Below are 20,394 nucleotides of genomic sequence, written 5' to 3'. Positions count from 1 at the left end.
GGGTGACGGGGATATGTTACTTGGTAGAAACGCTCTCACCGGGTATACTGGCTCATATCTAGTCAGTAGCCGCCAGAAGACTCTAGTCCCTTATAATCATAGTATCCATCAGTACAGGCGGGGCGTTGGGCGCTTTGGGGTTATCACTACTGGCTGACTTAGAAACCTATTGGATAAGGAATTGCTAAGAGGTGGACAACGTTGTCGACTAGCAGAATTGTGACCGGTCTAGCCCTACTGACGATATCGCTGCTTTTAGGTGCTTGCGCCAATAACCAAAACGCTGCGGGCGCAAGCCCTCCAACAGCCAGCGGATCGGCCAGCGCCCCCCCAAGTTTCGCTCAGTCCGCATCGAGCTCCGAAGACTACCGGATCGGCGCCCAGGACTTACTGGAGCTTCAAGTATTCGGAGCGCCCGACCTTAACCGTACCGTTCGAGTCAATTCGCGCGGGTTGATTTCCTTGCCCCTGATCGGCATGGTGCAAGCCGGTGGACTGACCAGCGAGCAACTGGAATCTTCCCTCGCTGAGAAGCTTTCAAAACAATACTTACAAAGCCCGCAAGTCAGCGTATTTATCAAAGAGTATACAAGCCAGCGCGTCACGGTCGAAGGCGCTGTTAAAAAACCGGGCGTCTATCCGCTCAAGGGCAAGGCCACGCTGCTGCAAACGCTCGCTATCGCCGAGGGTCTAACTACCGTGGCGAATCCAAACGACATCAAGGTCTTGCGAACCGACCAGCAAACGGGCAGCCGCACTACCCTGATATTTGATCTAGAAAAAATTCGTATCGGCGAATTGCGGGATCCCGATGTGCGAAATGACGATATCGTGCAGGTTTCTGAATCCACTGGCAAAGCAGTCGCCAAGGAATTAATTGAATTCATCCTTCCCTTTCGTCTTTTGAGTCCCGCTTTTTGATTAAAGGCTAGCGAGAAGCCTCAATATTTTTCAATTTTTATTGAAAAATAGTGAATTTTTAAGCCATAACCCTTTTGTAGAACTTACCATCCCTAAACATACCTTGTCATATTTTGGGCCCGCTTATGCTGGGTGTTCTTGCATAGTTCAGTTTCTGGTCTTTGATTTTTTATGATCGAGTATTTATGAACAACTCTGAATTACCGATTTATGAAAGCACTATCCAATCCAATGCCAGCCAATCGCTGATCGAGCGAGCAGCGGCACGAATAGGGCCGGTTGCTGCGTTTGAATCCCCAATGGGCGCGGCCGAAACTAGAAACGCCGAGATCGATCTTCGTGAATTATGGCGTGTCATTGTCAATAGGCGCTGGACTATTATTCTGATTACACTACTGTTTCTGCTCATTGTGTGGGCAGCAGTCTATCTGATGACGCCTACTTACCGGGCTAGCCTGACTCTGCAAATTGATCGAGAGGATATCAAAGTCGTCAAGATTGAAGAGGTGACTCCGGTTGAATCAGCGGGTTCTGGATTGGATTACTATCAAACCCAATATGAACTGCTCAAAAGCCGCAACTTGGCCCAGCGGGTGATCGATCAATTGGATTTGAGCAATAAGCAGCCTAAAAAATCGCTATTGTCGCAAATCAAAGGCTCGTTAAAGGAGTGGTTGGGGATAGGAAAATCAGAACAGAGAGTGGAGACGCTCTCCGAAGCTGCCCGCAAAGAGGCCGTACTTAGCGCTTTTTTACGCAATTTAACTGTCGATCCGGTGCGCAATTCACGGCTAGTCAAGTTACGTTACGATAGCCCTGACCCTCAGTTAGCGGCGACCATTCTTAACGCCTTGGCGAAAGCTTACGTTGACTTCAACCTTGAGCGCCGATTCGACGCTTCGGCTTATGCGCGCAATTTTCTACAAGAACGCCTACAACAAGTTAAAACACGCTTGGAAGAGTCGGAACGGGAAATGGTTGAGTTTGCCACCAAACAGGGCATCGTCAACGTCAGTGGCAATGAAAACCAAAACATTGTTGCTCAGCGGTTGACGGAGATCAATTCGGGATTGGCGACGGCAGAAAAGCAACGCTCCGCCGCTGAAGCAATCTATCGGAAAATGCTTGACACTCGCGGTCATGGGCTTAGCCAAGTATTGGATAGCAAGATCATTCAAACTCTTAAAGACTCTAAAGCCAAATTGGAAGCCCAATACCAAGAAAAGCTGAGTCTTTATAAACCAGCTTATCCAGCAATGGTACAACTGCGCGAACAAATCGATCAGCTTGACCGGCAAATTAATCAGGAAGTCGCCAATATTCGTGGAGCAATTACCGCAACCTACGAGGCGGCTAAGACAGAGGAAGCGTTGCTGCGAGCCAATCTCAATCAAAGCAAGCGGGATGTCTTGGAACTACAGGGTCGCAGCATTCAACTCAGTATTTTACGCCGAGAAGTTGACACCAACCGCGAGCTTTATAACGGCCTGTTACAGCGCTTTAAGGAAATTGGAGCAGCGGCTGGAATCGGCACTAATAATATTTCGTTAGTCGATGAAGCCACTCCGCCGATTTTTCCCTATAAACCAAACTTACCTTTATACACTTTACTGGCGTTGGGAATCGGTTTGTTAAGTGGTATCGGCTTAGCATTCTTGCGAGAGCATTTCGACGACACCTTTAAGCAACCTGAAGACGTTGAAAAATTACTGGGTCTGCCGGTGCTAGGCATAGTGCCTTGGCTCTCACAAAAGCGGAGCGAAACCCGCCCTCTTGCTTTAATAGGATACGATGATCCGTGCTCGCCGCTTGCCGAAGCCTATCGCTCCTTAGGTGCCACTTTAAGCTTTTCCACGACTAGCGGCGTACCACGATCACTAGCGGTAACCAGCGCCACGATTGGAGAAGGTAAGAGCACCTCCGTGCTTAATCTAGGGATCCAATTCGCGCGAGCCGGTAAGAAAGTACTGCTCATCGATGCTGACTTACGTAACCCGTCATTGCATCGGGTCTTGGAATTAAACAACGAGGTGGGTTTGACCAATCTTCTTACCGGCGATCAGGCTCGGTCGGTAAATATCGCCAAACCGACGCAGATTCCCGATCTATTTGTCATCCCGTCAGGACCGATGTCTCCTAACCCCGCCGAGTTGTTGGCCGGCTCCAAGATGGCTGACTTATTGGCGCTGGCAAGCGAGAAATTTGATCAAGTGCTGGTCGATAGCCCCCCGGTAATGGGTTTGGCCGACGCGCTCATTTTGGGCAATTTGTGCGACGGTATGCTATTGAGCGTTGATATGACCCACACTCAGCGTGATTATGTACGAGCCGCATGCAAACGCCTGCGCAGTGCGCGAGTCCGCTTGATCGGAGTGATTTTGACCAAAATTCAGCTCCGTCACGGCTCTTATGGCTATTACCACGACTCACGCTATTATGGTGCTTCTCGTTTGTTGCCAGGAGGTTAAAGAGACCCGTTTGAATGAAAGGCACTCCATAGTATCTGCTCCAACCTTTCTTAATATACGGCCTCAATGCTGTAGGATTTAGTATTGCATCGGCTAGAAATGTAGCCGAGCAATTTTACGTTCTAATGAAATTAGTCGTCTTCAAAGGTATTTCTAAATAGTCCTTTTTTATCTTAATCTTAAGCCAGATAATTATTTTAGCGAAACGTCAAACGACGATACAACTTACACTTAAAATTAATACAAAAGACGCATAACGATTTTTAATTGCCCATATTTATGAAAGTCATCCCATACCAAATCCGTCAATGGCTCTCTACACTTCATTCTGATCATAAACGCATCGCCCGAGGAGCCGCTTGGATAGCGCTGTTTGTTCTAATTGGAAAGCTCGCTGGGGCGGCAAAAGAGATGGCAGTTGCTTATCGTTATGGGGTCAGCGGTATAGTAGATGCTTACCAGCTAGCCTTTACGATTGTTATCTGGCTGCCTAGTACACTAATCTCAGTAATTTCCATGGTGCTGATTCCAACCTTAGTGCGGCTACGACAGCAGGATCCTGCTGATCGAGACCTATTTCTAAAAGAAATGCACGGTACCACGCTGCTAGTAGGCTGTTTATTCATTCTGGTTAGCATTTTTCTGGGCCCACAAGCAGTAACGTATCTAGCGTCCACCCTATCGAGCAGTACCCAGCAGATGGCGCAACACCTTATCCTCGGGATGGCGCCGGTAGCGCTGTTGTCCCTGATAATAGGAGTTTGCGCCGCTCGTTTACAGGCGCGTGAGAAACAGGTCAATACCCTACTGGAAAGTGTTCCAGCTGCTGCAATCCTCAGCTTCGTTCTACTTTGGCCCGCAGGATCCGACGTTGCCCCATTGCTTTGGGGGTTCCTATTAGGCCATGCCTTACAAGCAATTTGGTTGGCATATCTAGCACGTCAAGCGGACGGCCAATCCATCAAGCCGCGCTGGTCGTGGCACTCGCCACATTGGCCAGAGGTCTATCAAGCGGTGGGCATCACGGCGATCGGGCAGTATATCTTGAGCTTTATTACTCCTATAGATCAATATTTCGCAGCCCAGTTGGGCGATCATGCCATTGCCACTTTAAGTTACGCTTACCGCATCATCACCCTATTACTTGGACTTGGGAGCATGGCTATCGCCCGAGCTACTCTTCCAGTACTTTCTGGAATCGCTGCCTCAGGCAATTTATATCGAGCTCGCAGCGTAGCCTTGAAATGGTCAGGGTTAATGCTTTTTGTTGGTACAGTAGTCACGGTCATTAGTTGGTTGGCTGCACCTTGGATTGTTCATTTATTGTTCGAACGAGGTGCATTTACCGCTGAGAACACTACAACAGTGGCTACAGTCTTGCGCTGGGGCTTGGTACAAGTACCCTTTTCCTTCGCTAGTTGGGTTTTGGTGCAACTGCTAGCTAGCTGTGGTTATTATTGGATTATTTCTCTCATTGCCACAACAAATCTATTAATGAAGTTATTGATGAACGTTTTATTGACTCCGATTTTAGGAGTATCAGGAATTGCACTGGCATTTGGGATCACAAGCATTATCGGGCTTTTATTATTTTTCATAGCATCGTACTTTATGCCAAAACTTGGCAACCCAACTGGTCGCCCTAAAGATATCAGTAATAGAAGCTGATGATTTCTTAGAAAGGAGAAGGATAGAGTGAAAAAAACCATTACCTGCGTTAAAGCACAAGATTTAATTGAGACTAATCTAGAGCTGAAAGCTGATCTGGCTGCCGAATTTCCACTCTATTTATATCTCGATGAAAGCAAGGAACACCTCTATTATTCAAATAATATCAAGGACCTTCTCGATTCGCCAGACATAAAAAAACCACTTTCGGTTTCTTCTGAGGGTTTATCATTTTTGCTACAGAGTGGAGTGATTCCTCCCCCCAATACAATTTATAATAATGTATTTGCTCTCGGTATTGGCGATAAAATTACAGCCAGCGAACAGAATGGAAAAATCAACCTTGATTTTTCTCACCAGTTTCCTTTTATGAATGCTAATCGCTTACATGAAAAAGAAATTATTCCTGACGAGAACTTGATTTTAGAGCTACTTTCAAAAGCAGCTATTTCAAGGATAAACCCCGCCAAACCTACATTTTTATTTCAAAGCGCTGGCAAAGATTCTAATACTATTCTTCTCGCATTAGCTGAGGCCAATTGGCAAGATAAGGTTGTTTGCGTTTGCCAAAAATCGAAAGGTGACAATGACGAGAGCGAGATATCTAAATCAATCGCGGAAAAACTTGGTTTTCAGCATATTATACTTAAGCAATTGGATAGTATTTCAGAGGATTATCTGAATTCGATCATCGAGCATTTTTCAAATACTCCTTTACCGTGGACTGATGAGGTCACGCTGGCTTTTCCTGCTTATCCACTACAAGTGCCAGGCTTTATCGGAGCTAATATCATTGATGGATCAGGAGGAGACGTTTTTCTGAGCTGTATTCCTCCGCTTTCCGAATATCGTAAACAATGGCTGGCAAACCTGACTTGGAGTGTTGCATGGCTTGCTGACCGAATGAACTCGGCAAGCATGTTTGCTTCAATTCGAAAAACCAGAGCAGAATGGTGTGGGTTGGGAGGGTTTTTGTTTTCAGATGTGAAAAAAATTTATCCTCCAGCAACCCCGGTATTACCCTATTGGAGCGAGCAATCTAAGGCAAGACAATCTTGGGATTATCTGGATTTCAGATCGGATATAAGAGCTTCAATTATTGATGTATTTATCTTTAATCAAAAAATACGAAATGCTGCTGACGTATGGCAATCAAATATCATTTTCCCTTGGAGTAATTCTGAGGTAGCGACATACTGCTCCAAATTACCTGAAAAATATCTGTTTGATCGTAAAACATTAAAAAATAAACTAATTTTGAGAAAAATGCTTAATGAAAGAATCGGTTTAGATTCTGATGTAATTGGTAAGCGCGGTTATGGGATTGATACGCTTGCGATTCTAAATTTGCTGATGGATCATGTTACAAGTGAAATTGCAGCCTGCTCATATTGGAATAAAAAAGCGGCTATCGAACAAGCTAATGCTTTGCGGAAAAAAGCTAATTCTAACGCCAAATACTATGATTTAGCTCGTAAATTATTACAGCGCCTTTACCTTTTGTCCATGTGGCTTAATCATAATAGCTATCTCAGATCCCGCTAGGGTTTTATTTTGAAAATTGTTATTGTTATTGCGCATCTCTCTCTCGGTGGAGCAGAGCGAGTTACTTCACATCTTGCTAGCGCTTGGGCTAGACGGGGTTGGGAAGTGACTGTAGTAACATTGGCCTCACCCGATCTAGATTTTTATATTCTTGATCAATCAGTACGCCGAATTGGCCTTGATCTTTCAGGTAATTCTAACAACCTATTCCAGGCGATAACAGCCAATCTACGCCGATTAATGACATTGCGCCGGATATTTCGAACATACCAGCCTGATTTGGTACTAGGAATGATGACTGAAATTTCGGTGCTCACCATCCTTGCAAATACAGGTTTATCAAATTGCGTCTTGATCTCTGAGCGAAATCATCCTCCTAGACTCCCTCTCGGAAGGGTATGGAATTGGTTGCGTCGTCGTGTTTATCCACTAGCCACCCGCGTAATAGCTCTGACCAATGAGACGTCCCAATGGCTACAGGCGCATGCACCAGGCTGCCAAGTAACAGTTATTCCTAATCCGGTGTCATTCCCTTTACCAATAACCGAACCCATATTGATTCCCAGAAAAGTAGTACCGGAGCAGCGACGAATTCTCCTGGCTGTAGGACGATTGGCGGAGCAAAAAGGTTTTAATCATCTTATTAAATCTTTTTCAAGTATCGCGGCTAGATGGCCTGACTGGGATTTGGTGATTTTGGGTGAGGGACCGAAGCGACCAGTCTTGGAAGCTCAGATTAATGCTTTGGGACTAAACCACCGTGTTAAATTGCCCGGCCGGGCCGGCAATGTGACAGACTGGTACCAACAGGCAGATTTATACGTGATGAGCTCTCTCTTTGAAGGGTTTCCCAATACATTGGTGGAAGCCATGGCCCATGGTTGTCCGGCAGTAAGCTTCGATTGTGACACCGGTCCACGTGACATTATCCGCCACAAGATAGATGGCTTGCTAGTCCCTGCCATCGATGGACCTGCATTAGCTGAGGCCCTGAATCAATTGATGAGTGATCCTCGTCTACTAATCCAATATGGTAATCGGGCAATAGATGTACGGCAGCGTTTTTCCATGGAACGGATCCTTGGCTTATGGGACTGCCTATTTGAGGAGGTAGTTAGTGAATCGACGAGATAATATTACAGGATGGCGACCTTTTCAGGCCGATTTAAAGTCACCTCATGTCTGGATCACAAATCCAATTCGATGGGACCATGTTGTTTTTTGGGTCATTTCCTTTGTTCTCCTTATCCAAGTAGGAACTATAAACCGCTCCGGCATGTTAGACTATGAAAACTATATTAACTATTTTCGAGAAACTGATTTAAACTGGTTTATAAATTTCTTTTCTTCTCAAAAAAATAATCTTTCACTTCTTTTCGGGTTTTTTACCGAAGAATTTTTATGGCGCATATGGGCTTTGACTTTGGGATTGTTTTTTTCGGAAGAACAATCAGTTTTGGTTACTGTATTATTACTAAATTTTCTGATTATATTGGCTCTTTCCAAGACCTCACGCCCTCTATTTGGAATTCTATTATGGATTCTGATTCCACCAGCGCTGGCAACTATTGGCACTTTCCAAATAAGGCAGGGTTTTTCTTTCGCTATTTTATTGTATATGACTCTTAGCTTAAGGAGGCCAATTTTAGGCTGTTTTATTGCTGCGACCATCCATACTACATTTGCCGTTATTCTAGTATATTCCCTGATCTTTAAAGTATTTAAAAATCAAAGTATACGCTTGCTTATCATTTATCTATTGGTTTCATTGCTGCTAACCATCATAGGCAATCAATTATTTCACGACTATGGTGGACGCAGAGCTGAACAGTATTCAATTCAAGAAGGTGCTGCGAGCATCAATTATGTGATCGGCTCATTGATATGTTCAGTATCTTCTTTCATCTATTTAATTCAGTCCAAAAAAAAATTGACGCTAATAACAGAGTTAGCCGCCGTCCATATTGGGTGCATATTTTTTATTGTATTTAGTTGGTTTTTTTTGCCGATCGGTACTTCACGCAATGGTTATTTTGCTCTTCTTTTTTTGATGGTTATCATCCCTGAAATTCAAAAAAGGAATTATTTTACGTGGTCTCTTTGGGGGCTGACATTAATATATTTAACTTATATTATTATGAAAGCCTACTTTGTTGATGGTGACTATGATGAATTATTACAAGCATGGTGACTAGATTTTAGCCTCAAGATTAAAATCTGAAGTTTACAAGGCTAAAACATTTCTGAAAGCGTAAGAGTATTTGGCATGTTAGTGAATCTTTGCTACGTTTCCAAAAATTTCAGCTTTGTCGGTTAAAAAATTTTAGAATCCAAAATGGATCTTGGCCGAGAGTAAATAGCACGAATAATAATGTCTAAAAGAATCATGCTTTTGACAAGCTCTCTAAACAGCGGTGGCGCTGAGCGAGTCGCTGTTACCTTGGTCAATGCCTGGGCTGAACGAGGCTATCAGGTTACTCTGGTAGCTACTTTCTCGGGTCGTGGCGAATGTTTCTATCCAGTTTCGAATCAAGTACAGCTTATATATTTGGCCGATGTAGCCGGAAAAGTCGGACGTAGTGCCATTACTTATGGTGCGCGCTTTTTAGCGTTGCGGCGATTAATTCATAAAATTCAACCTGATATACTGGTGTCTTTTCTCACTAACGTCAATGTGGCAGCTATCTTGGCCACTCGAGGATTGAGAGTACCTACGATTGTTTGTGAGCATACTAACCCAAAATTTGCAAAAATAACCGGACGCGGCCTGCCGTTACTACGTCGTTTAACCTATCCACTGGCTGACCTAGTAACCTTATTAGGCCACGATATGGTACCTGCATTCCGTGTTATGGTACCCGGTATAAAACGCCTGGAAGTCATCGCGAATCCACTACCTAACGAACTTCTAGGAATCAACAAGACGATAGTGACGGAACAGAATCATTATCGAGTGATTGCGATGGGACGCCTGATTGCGTCAAAACAATTTAGTGGGTTAATTGAAAGCTTTGCCTCACTTGCTGTTGATTTTCCCAATTGGAATTTGTGGATATGGGGTGAGGGACCCCTACGTATGCAATTAGAAGAACAGATCGATAGAAACGGTCTCAATGAGCGTGTTTTTTTACCAGGCCGGACCAGCACGCCTTGGGAAGAGTTAGTAAAAGGAGAAATTTTCGTTTTATCCTCAGCTTATGAAGGCTTACCTATGGCTTTGTTGGAAGCCATGGCCCTAAAATTGCCTTGTGTTGCTTTCGATTGTCCTAGTGGGCCTCGGGAAATAACGCAAGGCGGTCAGAATGCCTTGTTAGTTACACTGAATGATTGGCAGGGATTGACGGAAGCATTGCGCCAGCTAATGAGTAGCTTTGCACTGCGTGAGGAGCTGGGGAAAAAGGCCGCAGTGTCGGTGCGCGAGCGGTACGCCCTTGACGGCATCCTGCAGCGTTGGGATCAACTTTTTTCCATGGTGAGTCCATGATTCGCTGTTTTCAGCAGATAGAGAATTTTGACTTGTTGATATGGATTTTGCCCATAAATGAAGAGTTTTCAAATGAAGAGTTTTCTGAGAGTTGGCTACTCATATGAGCGCGCGATTCATCGTTCGTTTCGACGACCTTTGCCCAACAATGAATTGGGTCGTTTGGGATCAGATTGAGACTATTCTGGCCCGATATAACGTTTCTCCGATTTTAGCGGTTGTTCCCGAAAATCGAGATCCTTATCTGATGGTGGCTGAACCTAATCCTAATTTTTGGAATAGAGTTCGAGATTGGCAGTCTAAAGGCTGGACCATTGGGCTGCATGGCTGGCAACATTGCTATACTACCTTTGATGCAGGTCTGATAGGCATCAAAGCGCACAGCGAATTCGCTGGATTACCCTTGGAAGTACAAGAAGAAAAAATAAGGAATGGGTTAAATGTTTTTGAGGCCCAAAACGTTCGGGCTGATATTTGGGTCGCCCCTGGTCATTCATTCGACCAAAATACGTTGTTGGCTCTAAAAAAGAATGATATCCATGTCGTAAGCGACGGCTACTTTCTCAAGCCAGTGAATCGATATGGCATGATTTGGTTACCCCAGCAACTATGGCGATTTCGCAACAAACCTTTTGGTATTTGGACGGTTTGTTACCATCATAATGCTTGGGGTCAGCAGGAGTTGGCTGAATTTGAAAAAGATATTAGGTCATTTCAAACACGAATAATCTCAACTAGTGCGGGCATCACAGATAGTCACTCTTATGCTTGGACTGACCGTTTGTTATCTCGCTCATACTTACTAACACTTCAATCCTTGCGCTTTTTGTCATCCGTAAAAGCCGCCTTAGCCAGCCACTAATAAAATGCGCGTTTTGCATGTCATTACCGGCCTTGCTCAGGGAGGTGCTGAAGCGGTGCTATATCGGTTGGTTTCGGCGACCGCGCCAGAGGTCAGTCCAATAGTCATCTCGCTTACAGACGAAGGTGTATATGGCGCCAAGTTGCGAGAGTGCGGCGCATGGGTACACGCTTTGAACATGCCACGGGGTCGGCTGACCTGGGCGGGAGTACGCACGCTTGGGCATCTGATCGCCAAAATGCGGCCTGATCTCGTGCAAACCTGGATGTATCATGCTGATCTGATTGGTGGCTTAGTGGCGCGCTGGGCCGGCGCACGGTCGGTGATATGGGGGATTCGCCACGCTAATCTGGACGCCGATAAGAACAGGTTCTCGACGCGGTTGACGATGCGGGCCTGCGCCCTACTTTCAAACAGGATCCCCGTTGCCATTGCCTGCTGCTCCCAGCAAGCAGCGCGAGTGCATCAGGCTTTAGGCTACCAAGCCAATAAATTTACCATCATTCCCAATGGTTACGATCTCACCCAATTTCGTCCAGATCTAGTTGCCCGAGCAAAAATCCGTCAAGAATGGAAGGTCGCACCGGAAGAAATACTGCTAGGACTGGTGGCTCGTTGGGATCGGCAAAAGGACCATCCTAATCTACTACACACCTTGGTCTTACTTGCAAAAAAGGGCCTTGAGTTTCGTTGCGTGCTGGTAGGAACGGGTATGAGCCGAGAAAACCAACAGTTAGCAAAATTGATTCGCCAACTTAGCCTCGAAGATCGGCTTATCCTTACAGGGCCGCGGAACGATATACCCGATGTTATGAACGCCTTGGATTTGCATGTGCTTTCCAGTGCTGGAGAGGCTTTTCCCAACACTGTGGCCGAGGCTATGGCGTGTGGCACGCCCTGTGTAGTGACCGATGTCGGGGATGCGGCACTCATCGTGGGCGATACCGGTTGGATAGCCCCACCTCAGAACCCTGCGGCATTAGCGGAACGAGTGGAACAAGGATTGGTGACTTTACAAAGCGAGGGGCATGAAGCATTGAGACAACGTTGCCGAACGCGGATTACAGAGCATTTCAGCTTGGAGCGGATGGTGAGCGCCTATCGAGATCTATGGGAAGCCACGGTAATGCCCCGAAAGATGACTTGATAAGTGTTCATTAACATTCGTATAGCACTGAAGTTAAAGGTCGCATGGCGAAAAAGCTTCTTGGTCGCTGAATTGCTTTGGACTAGAACCACATCACCCCAACATCCCAGAGGCGAAATCGAAATAGATTCGCCTCCAGTTAGCACAAATTATGGAAGAAATCTAACGTTTTTGGGTGAGGATAGCCGCATCTCAGCAGGAGAAGAACCGCCCAAATATTTTTCAACATAGGTATATCCATCCGCGCCCACTCGTGGACCATCCGAAGGATCGTTCTTGTTAAGCCCTTTGGCATCTTCCCACTGATCGGGCATTCCATCATGGTCAGTATCAGTGCAAGGCGTACCATTACTGATGACTGGAAATCCGCCCACATCACTTTCAGTATTCGGCACGATTCCCTTGCCAGTCTGATATTCCTGAACAAGCCTAGCATCTACTGTATCGCGATTGAAAACCCAATTCCCCAAACAGTCAAGCCTTTGTGAAGCCCCAACCGTAGGGAACAGCAAAGCTTCCAATTGATTAGCCGGTTGAGCCTCAATCGGAACAGGGAGAGCTGCCAAGGGAACAGATCGCCTATACGTTGCTGAAAGCGGCCCAATCTCAGGATTGCCTTCAGTAGTTACTTCTCGTACCATCCCCCAGTTATCGCTTTCGGGATTGGAGTTGTGCGGACCCATATTGCCAGCCACATAAACTGATGGATTCCCTGATGGAGTAGTATCATTCGGTGCCACAAAAGCTTGAATCTCGTACAATCTTCTGTTTTCAGCCGACAAATACATTGGGCCGGGCTTATATAAATTCCCGATAATATCGGCTTGTACTCCACCACCAAGCTCAGTAGCGGAAAGACTCCAATTATAAATAATATTATTTACGAGACGAAAGGACTTATTTTTAATGAGCGGATTACGATAGAAGCTGTTTGCAAAAAAACCATGATGCGCATCAATATTCAACATGTTTTGAGAAGCATTGGCGTTTGACCCCGTGATAAGATTTGTCGGATGTTTCGCCAATGGCTCAGCAAATATACTCCATGAATAGGTTATATCATGCGGCTGTGGGCCGCTAGAGTTTCCCCAAACTTGAGCATTTTCATCCTGAGCCCAACTCATCGAGCAATGGTCAATAACCGATGTTGAAGCCACTCCAAAAAAGGAGAATGCATCTCCATCTTGTGAGACGGTTCCGCTATTGTATCCTTTTCTAAAACGAACATATCTAATAATGACGTCATGAGTGCTTATATTAAATACATCACCTACCGTATTTTTTCCAGAAATCGTAATTCCTCCACCGGGTGCGGTCTGCCCGGCAATGGTAATATATGGATTACTGATATGTAGGGTATGTTCGATTTCAATAGTTCCACCCACGCGAAACACGATAATCCGTGGACCGCTCATCTCAACACCTGCACGAAGGCTTCCTGGTCCGCCACCATTTAAGTTTGTCACTTCATAAATCACGCCTCCGCGCCCGCCAACAGAAATGGCGCCAGCGCCGCTTGCGCCTGGGAAAGCCGGCAGCGCCTCCACGACAAGCGGGATTTCCAACAAAAGCGAGCAAATCAATAACCTTATGTTCATCATTAGTTTCATCCTTCGATGGTTAGATTCGGTGATCAGACTTAAGCAGGTCGTAATAATTTGCCTATTTTACGCATTCAAATAAAATAGTGTTTTATACTATGACATATGTTAGCATAAATTTTTCACGAAATGGAATCTTTCTTATACTATTGCCTTATAATATAGCAATTTTAGCCATATTATCGATCTTGCCATCAACGAAGCATGAAGAAGCTACGGAACGGCCCTAAAGCCAGCCAATTCCTAACCAACTATTTGATTATTTTAAAAATTTTAAATGCCCGCCAAAATCTCAGTCATTTTAATAAATAGACATCAAAAATAACTAAAAAATAACTATTTGAAATATAAAAATATTATTTTTATCGGCTCTAAAGCCCGGCTACGCCAGAGTATGCTTCGCCGAGTTTTCAAGGCGGTGGCTGACAACTTGGCAGCGATCCTTTGGGCGCGCGGAAAAAACCAGCTAACGAGGAGCCTCAAAGCACCGCGATAGGCCTTCGTTAAAGTAGGGGTAATTACTAGAGAACAGGGATACGGCAAGACATTGAAGGTTTTTTCGAGCCCAAAAACCGGAGGCTCCAGGACAGAACTCAACTCCAGGCAGCAGATCGTATGGGCTAACCAAATCTCGTTATGCTGTTGTTGATCCGCCGCCGCACATAATCATCAAAAATTTAACATTAAAATTCAAATATTTATTATCAATTGCCGTCCGCCATGAGAAAAGCGCTGACAATTTCCCCGCCGGCTTTTATCTCGTGCCCACCACCCTTCGATTATGGGACGACTTGTCCTAATTAGCCTTGCTTCAGTAAGGAGAAAATGAGTGAGTGCTACTCAAAAAACCTTAAAAATCATCTTTTTTGCCAACACGGATTGGTATCTTTACAATTTTCGGCTCCCATTGGCGCTAGCTCTCAAAGCACAAGGTCATGAAGTGCTTTTTATTTCTCCACCCGGTTCTCACGGGCCCCGTCTTGAAGCAGCCGGCTTTCGCTGGATATCCTTACCCATGGAGCGACGCAGCTTGAATCCGTGGGTTGAAGCCCGCGTACTCCAACATCTCATATCCCTCTATCGTCGGGAACGCCCCGATTTACTGCATCACTTCACTCTTAAAAGTGTGATTTATGGCGCTTTGTCCGCCCGCTTGGCCCGCACCCCTCCTTGCATCAATTCCGTAGATGGAATGGGGTATATCTTTACCAGTCAGGATACCAAAGCCCACTTGTTGCGTCCGGCAGTACGTAGCCTACTACGGCTTTGCCTTAATACTTCCCGGAGCCGACTGATCCTACAAAATCCCGATGACTATCAGGAATTCCTAACCCAGCAGTTGGCCCCTCGTGAGTCCATCCGCCTGATTCGTAGTGCTGGTGTCAGCACCCAGCGTTTCCAGCCTCGATCCAACGCGCGTCAACCTGGCCCGTTCCGGGTGCTGCTAGCTGCTCGCCTGCTTTGGGAGAAGGGAATAGGCGAGTACGCTGAAGCCGCTCAGCGATTGCGCCGGGAAGGCTTATCTATCGAATTTAAGTTGGCTGGGGCTCCCGATCCTGGCAATCCTGCGTCAATCCCGCAGAAAACCATAGATGAATGGCAGCAACAGGGATGGCTCAGCGTGCTCGGTCATGTGGACGATATGAAATCGCTGCTTGCGGAGACCGACTTAATGGTGCTGCCCAGCTATCGCGAAGGCACCCCATGCAGTCTGTTGGAAGCGGCCGCTTGCGGTCTGCCCATCGTTACCGCCGATAGCATTGGCTGCCGTGAAGTAGTCGAGCATGAGCGCAATGGGCTATTGGTCCCACCACGCAATGCGCTTGCCTTAGCTGAGGCAATCCGACAACTCTATAATGATCCCGAGGCCTGCAACCGCATGGGCCAAGCCGGACGAGCCAAAGTACTGGCCGAGTTCGACGAACAGCTCGTTATCGACCAAACGCTGGCTGTTTACTGGGAACTTTTGGGTCATCCCCTACCGCGAAACTGACCATGTCTGTAGTCGAGTTTGGATGATTTAGACTATCCCACTGCTTGATCTCACGGCTTAGCTGGGTGGCTCACACTAGGCCCGAACTCGTCCATATTTCGAATATCACCGCGGCCGACACTGCCAAAACATATTTTTTAAGAAATATCAATATATTGAAAAAATAACCTGCCGCTAAACTAGCTTATCCACATTTATTGGATCACGGGAACCAACTTAAGCGACCGCGGTCATCATCAGCATTCGCTCGGACTAACACATCCCAATGTCTATGCAGGGCCAAGCACCTTAACCTTGCTTGTTAAGTGTAAATATAGTCCTAGCCGCTCGCCCTCCAACACGACCTTGACACCCTCATTAAAACCATTCTCATCTCAAGGGCTCTAAAATAAGATTTTGAATTATAAATTAAAAATTTTAAAAAATGGCTAAAATTGAGTTTTTCTGGTAATTTAATCGGAGTTTAAAAAAATGAATGTCGGAATGGCAAAATGAGATATACCCCCAAGCCTTTAAAATAAGAGCTAGCGACCTTGGCTATTATCCAAGTAGGCCATAATTTTTATAATGATTAACCTGCTGGCGCCGACTTATTAGCCTTGCAAGCTACATTTACTTGCCCGAAACAAATTAGCGCCAAAAATTAATGCTAAAACCGATTGGGCACAAGAGATTCTAAAAGAGGAAAACTCATGGCTTTATTGGTCACCTCCCTGTTGGCTTTATTTACTTTAAGCTTAGCAATTTCTTGGATTGTGATTGGAGTTGGGATTCCATTATCTCATTACTTCAACATCGCTGATCATCCTGGAGGTCATAAGGAACATGATACGATTACGCCATTTATTGGAGGAACAGGGATATTTTTCGCGATCATCATCGGCCTAAATATAATCGACGGTTCTCACCTGTTGTCCAATATTCCCTACGCCTGCATGATACTTTCGGCCATCACCATTTTTTTGACCGGTTTTGCCGACGATGTCTTGCATCTCGATTATAAGATAAGATTCCTAGCGCAAACGATCGTGGCACTTGTCATGGCGCTTTGGGGCGGCGTAATTCTTCTGGATTTGGGCAAAGTTTTTTTCAGTGATGTTTTAGAGCTCAACACCATCGCCCTGCCCTTTACAGTATTTGCCACCATCGGCGTCATTAACGCCCTGAACATGATCGATGGGCTCGATGGTTTGGCTGGATCGCTTTCTTTTGTCAGCCTGCTATTGATCGCTATTGTCACGTTTGTTGCTGGTGAAGAAGCTTATTTGGGTTTGGTCGTCACCATGATGGGCGGTGTGAGCGGCTTTTTGTACTACAACTTGCGTTATGGAAGCCGCCGCCGGGCTGCCGTTTTCTTGGGCGATAACGGCAGCATGTTGCTTGGGTTGCTTTTTTCTTGGCTGTTCATTCACTTGAGCCAAGGTGAAACGCGCGCCATGACGCCGGTCACCGCGCTTTGGATCTTAGCTGTACCACTTATGGATGCAGTGGGGGTTATGATCCGACGGCTTTACTACCGCAATTCTCCTTTCTATCCCGATAGAAACCATCTACACCATCTGCTGGTTCGAGCCAGTTTTCGGACGCAAGATATCGTCTATATTATTTCATTGATTCAGCTCGTGCTAGGCTCTATTGGGCTCGCAGGCCTGTACTTAAACATCCCTGAATTTTGGATGCTTGCCGGCTTCACAGGAGTATTCCTGGTTTATTGCTATATCATTGCTCGGCCTTGGCGTTTTGTTCTTTTCTTACGCAGCCTCCACGCTCGAATGGGCTTTACGTCGGCGGACTGTCATGGTGTTTTCGTCGGAAACTTTCCCATGAAAGATACACCGAGTTTCGTTCATACTCTAGTCGGAGAGCTACACTCAAATTACGATTATGATGTGCGTATCTATGAAGATCATGCCAATACAAACGAGCCATTGGCTTATGCAGTCATCGAGCTGTTTTTGGAAAGAGATGACATGTCATCAGCCAGTCAAATTAGACCCCTGATAACCTCGCTTAAAAAGCAACTGCAAGATTATACCGGTATTCGAATCCGGCAGTTCATCAAACGAGATGACCAACACGACCGCAGAATCGGTCATAAACCAGTCAGCGCGGACTTTCGAAATACGGATAGGCGTTCGAAGTCTAAGAGTGCTTTGATATACAGAGCGTGCAGCGATGGCTCGGTAGCAACTCCACATTATCCCTTGACCCGACCGATGTTTCGATGATTCACCTTGTTGCCGGCACGGTTGAGAGATCGGTCGGTGAAAACAGCGTCCAAGGGCAAGAGGCGATTCTCTACCGTTTTGACGGGTATCCTCCCAAAAAGCGAGGCCAGGCTCACCGCTACACTGGATCGGTGTGGGGTGAGCCTAGTCCAGATGCTCGTATCATCCAGATAGCTCACTCTCTCATAGATCAGGCATAGAACAGCTGATTCCGCAACTGTGGCTGGACACCTCATTCAGCTTCATGCAGAATTCGCCCTTCGTTTCGTATGGATGACCGCTTGACTCATGGCTAACCTGTTGTTACTGAACGGATCGACTCCGACGTTGCCAGGAATTCGCGAGTTCGCCTCCCAATGTCTAGCTGTGCTGGTCATTCTTGAAAAAGGCCACCTTCGATCCGTTTTGCCCGCTCCGCCCGCCCGCCCGCTGTTTCGTTGCTGCCACCTATCGAACATCGCGACCAGTGCTGTTAGCCGATCGGGCACGCGAGGCTACCCGCTGGCGCCTCGCGCCGATACCAGTCACCATGCCGCCAAGTCAAGCCGGTAGCCGCCATGCCGATGGACATCCGCAAGATCAAAAAACTGATCGAGTTACTCGAAACCTCTGGCATCGCTGAAATAGAAATCAAGGAAGGTGAGGATTCAGTACGGATCAGCCGCCATCCGCAGACAGGTCCGGCCGCCCTGCCGCCGCAGCCGGTGTGGGCCGCGCCGGCCTACGCTCACCCAATCACTCCCTCGATTCCCGGCCCTGCTCCAGCGCCGCCGCTTGCGGCGGCGGTCGAACCGGAGCCGATCAAGGGACATGTGCTGCGCTCGCCGATGGTCGGCACGTTCTATCGATCCGCCTCACCGGGTTCCAAGCCGTTCGTTGAAATCGGCCAGCCTGTCAATGCCGGCGATCCGGTCTGTATCATCGAAGCGATGAAGATGTTCAATCAGATCGAAACCGATCAGGCGGGTACGATAACCCGCATTCTGGTCGAAAACGGCCAGCCGGTCGAATACGATCAACCGCTGCTGGTCATCGAATAGCCTTTAATAATGCTCGACAAAATCGTCATCGCCAACCGTGGAGAAATCGCCCTGCGCATTCTGCGCGCCTGTCGCGAGCTGGGCATCCGCACCGTAGCCGTGCATTCCACGGTGGATCGTGATTTGAAGCACGTTCGCCTGGCGGATGAAACCGTCTGCATCGGCCCGCCACCGGCTGCCGAGAGCTATCTGAACATGCCAGCGCTGATCAGCGCCGCCGAAGTCACCGACGCGGTGGCGATTCATCCGGGCTACGGTTTTCTGTCCGAGAACGCCGATTTCGCCGAACGGGTCGAACAGAGCGGTTTCATCTTCATCGGCCCCCGCCCCGACACCATTCGGTTAATGGGCGATAAGGTGTCCGCGATCAAGGCCATGAAAGATGCCGGGGTACCCTGTGTGCCGGGTTCCGACGGTCCGCTGGGCGACGACGACCGAGAAACCCTGCGGCTGGCGCGCGCGATCGGTTATCCGATCATCGTCAAAGCGGCCGGCGGCGGCGGCGGGCGGGGTATGCGCGTGGTGCACGGCGAAGCGGCTTTGTTGACCACCATCGACCTGACCCGCAGCGAGGCCAATGCCGCCTTCGGCAATCCGACCGTCTACATGGAAAAGTATCTAGAACACCCGCGCCATGTCGAAATTCAGGTGCTGGCCGACACCTACGGTAACGCGATTTATCTCGGTGAACGCGATTGCTCGATGCAGCGCCGCCATCAAAAAGTCATCGAGGAGGCTCCAGCGCCGGGCATTACCGCCCAGCAGCGCCGCCGCATCGGTCAAACCTGCGTGGACGCGTGCCGGCGGATCGGCTATCGGGGAGCCGGCACTTTCGAATTTCTATATCAGGATGACAAATTCTACTTTATCGAGATGAACACCCGAATTCAGGTCGAACATCCCGTCACCGAATTGATCACGGGGGTCGATATCGTCAAGGAGCAACTGCTCATCGCCGCCGGTGAGGCGTTGGGCTACCAACAAAAAGACATTCGCATCACCGGTCACGCCATCGAATGCCGCCTCAACGCCGAAAATCCCGACACCTTTGCTCCCTCGCCCGGCACCATCACCCAATATCACGCGCCGGGCGGACCCGGCATTCGCGTGGATTCCCACATCTACAACGGTTATCGGGTGCCGCCGAATTATGATTCGATGATCGGCAAACTGATCGCGCACGGCGAAACCCGCGACGCCGCCATCGCCCGGATGCGCAACGCGCTGGCGGAACTGGTGATTGAGGGCATCAAGACCAACGCGCCGCTGCACCAGCGCATTCTGGGTGATGCCCGCTTCATCGGGGGCGGCACCGATATCCATTATTTGGAAAAGCAATTGTTGGCGACCCGTTAAGCCCGCCCTCACCACCAAAGCGCGACGGCTCGCCCAGGAATAGGTTAAGCTTGAGCAACCCTGAGTGGCTGTAAGGTTAAT

The 20,394-nt window shown here is 47.4% G+C and carries 14 protein-coding genes; 13 read left to right on the top strand and 1 reads right to left on the bottom strand.

From position 1 onward, the window contains the following. Positions 1-219 precede the first annotated feature (219 nt). The 9 genes from IPK09_13675 to IPK09_13635 all read left to right on the top strand — a co-directional run bounded on the left by IPK09_13675 (position 220) and on the right by IPK09_13635 (position 12,095). On the top strand, positions 220-921 hold the full coding sequence (locus IPK09_13675; protein MBK7984656.1) for a polysaccharide export protein: 702 nt from the start codon (positions 220-222) through the stop codon (positions 919-921). A 185-nt stretch (positions 922-1,106) separates the two neighbouring features. Further along, the gene (locus tag IPK09_13670) at positions 1,107-3,389 is read left to right on the top strand and encodes a polysaccharide biosynthesis tyrosine autokinase (GenBank protein ID MBK7984655.1); all 2,283 of its coding nucleotides are present in this window, start codon (positions 1,107-1,109) and stop codon (positions 3,387-3,389) included. 279 nt (positions 3,390-3,668) lie between these two features. Further along, positions 3,669-5,057, top strand: a complete 1,389-nt coding sequence (locus IPK09_13665) for a hypothetical protein (protein MBK7984654.1) — start codon at positions 3,669-3,671, stop codon at positions 5,055-5,057. A 27-nt stretch (positions 5,058-5,084) separates the two neighbouring features. Continuing rightward, positions 5,085-6,602: a hypothetical protein gene (locus IPK09_13660; GenBank protein ID MBK7984653.1), complete on the top strand. Its 1,518-nt coding sequence runs from the start codon at positions 5,085-5,087 to the stop codon at positions 6,600-6,602. A gap of 9 nt (positions 6,603-6,611) precedes the next feature. Then, positions 6,612-7,736 (top strand): glycosyltransferase family 4 protein, encoded by a 1,125-nt coding sequence (locus tag IPK09_13655; GenBank protein ID MBK7984652.1) that lies wholly within the window; start codon positions 6,612-6,614, stop codon positions 7,734-7,736. Continuing rightward, entirely contained in the window at positions 7,720-8,793 is a 1,074-nt protein-coding gene (locus IPK09_13650) for an EpsG family protein (protein ID MBK7984651.1), read from the top strand. Before IPK09_13655 ends, IPK09_13650 begins: the two co-directional genes overlap by 17 nt. Positions 8,794-8,973: 180 nt before the next feature. Further along, positions 8,974-10,086, top strand: a complete 1,113-nt coding sequence (locus tag IPK09_13645; GenBank protein MBK7984650.1) for a glycosyltransferase family 4 protein — start codon at positions 8,974-8,976, stop codon at positions 10,084-10,086. Between the two features lie 103 nt (positions 10,087-10,189). Further along, positions 10,190-10,948 (top strand): DUF2334 domain-containing protein, encoded by a 759-nt coding sequence (locus IPK09_13640; GenBank protein ID MBK7984649.1) that lies wholly within the window; start codon positions 10,190-10,192, stop codon positions 10,946-10,948. Positions 10,949-10,952: 4 nt separating this feature from the next. Beyond that, on the top strand, positions 10,953-12,095 hold the full coding sequence (locus tag IPK09_13635) for a glycosyltransferase (GenBank protein MBK7984648.1): 1,143 nt from the start codon (positions 10,953-10,955) through the stop codon (positions 12,093-12,095). A 149-nt stretch (positions 12,096-12,244) separates the two neighbouring features. Here the strand turns inward: IPK09_13635 and IPK09_13630 are convergent, their stop codons facing one another. After that, complete coding sequence (locus IPK09_13630; GenBank protein ID MBK7984647.1) at positions 12,245-13,696, bottom strand: hypothetical protein; 1,452 nt, start codon at positions 13,694-13,696, stop codon at positions 12,245-12,247. Between the two features lie 829 nt (positions 13,697-14,525). On the opposite strand from IPK09_13630, the gene IPK09_13625 reads away from it, so the two are divergent. The 4 genes from IPK09_13625 to accC all read left to right on the top strand — a co-directional run bounded on the left by IPK09_13625 (position 14,526) and on the right by accC (position 20,313). Continuing rightward, positions 14,526-15,689 carry a glycosyltransferase family 4 protein gene (locus tag IPK09_13625; GenBank protein ID MBK7984646.1) on the top strand — a complete coding sequence of 388 codons (1,164 nt, stop codon included), beginning with the start codon at positions 14,526-14,528 and terminating at the stop codon, positions 15,687-15,689. Positions 15,690-16,381: 692 nt separating this feature from the next. Continuing rightward, a complete protein-coding gene (locus IPK09_13620) occupies positions 16,382-17,917 on the top strand; it encodes an undecaprenyl/decaprenyl-phosphate alpha-N-acetylglucosaminyl 1-phosphate transferase (GenBank protein ID MBK7984645.1) in 1,536 nt (511 codons plus the stop codon). Between the two features lie 563 nt (positions 17,918-18,480). Continuing rightward, positions 18,481-18,957, top strand: coding sequence for an acetyl-CoA carboxylase biotin carboxyl carrier protein (locus tag IPK09_13615; protein MBK7984644.1), 477 nt, complete (start codon positions 18,481-18,483; stop codon positions 18,955-18,957). 9 nt (positions 18,958-18,966) lie between these two features. Further along, on the top strand, positions 18,967-20,313 hold the full coding sequence (gene accC / locus IPK09_13610; GenBank protein ID MBK7984643.1) for an acetyl-CoA carboxylase biotin carboxylase subunit: 1,347 nt from the start codon (positions 18,967-18,969) through the stop codon (positions 20,311-20,313). Positions 20,314-20,394 lie beyond the last annotated feature (81 nt).

Source organism: Candidatus Competibacteraceae bacterium (assembly GCA_016713505.1).
Classification (GTDB): Bacteria; Pseudomonadota; Gammaproteobacteria; order Competibacterales; family Competibacteraceae; genus Competibacter_A.
This window is presented reverse-complemented; position numbering and strand designations above follow the sequence as displayed.

What these genes read in the sequence shown, in the direction of transcription:
- IPK09_13630 (MBK7984647.1), bottom strand. Translation starts at nt 13,696, where the DNA reads ATGATGAACATAAGGTTATTGATTTGCTCGCTTTTGTTGGAAATCCCG.
- IPK09_13635 (MBK7984648.1), top strand. Translation starts at nt 10,953, where the DNA reads ATGCGCGTTTTGCATGTCATTACCGGCCTTGCTCAGGGAGGTGCTGAA.
- IPK09_13615 (MBK7984644.1), top strand. Translation starts at nt 18,481, where the DNA reads ATGGACATCCGCAAGATCAAAAAACTGATCGAGTTACTCGAAACCTCT.
- IPK09_13665 (MBK7984654.1), top strand. Translation starts at nt 3,669, where the DNA reads ATGAAAGTCATCCCATACCAAATCCGTCAATGGCTCTCTACACTTCAT.
- IPK09_13620 (MBK7984645.1), top strand. Translation starts at nt 16,382, where the DNA reads ATGGCTTTATTGGTCACCTCCCTGTTGGCTTTATTTACTTTAAGCTTA.
- accC (MBK7984643.1), top strand. Translation starts at nt 18,967, where the DNA reads ATGCTCGACAAAATCGTCATCGCCAACCGTGGAGAAATCGCCCTGCGC.
- IPK09_13645 (MBK7984650.1), top strand. Translation starts at nt 8,974, where the DNA reads ATGTCTAAAAGAATCATGCTTTTGACAAGCTCTCTAAACAGCGGTGGC.
- IPK09_13670 (MBK7984655.1), top strand. Translation starts at nt 1,107, where the DNA reads ATGAACAACTCTGAATTACCGATTTATGAAAGCACTATCCAATCCAAT.
- IPK09_13640 (MBK7984649.1), top strand. Translation starts at nt 10,190, where the DNA reads ATGAGCGCGCGATTCATCGTTCGTTTCGACGACCTTTGCCCAACAATG.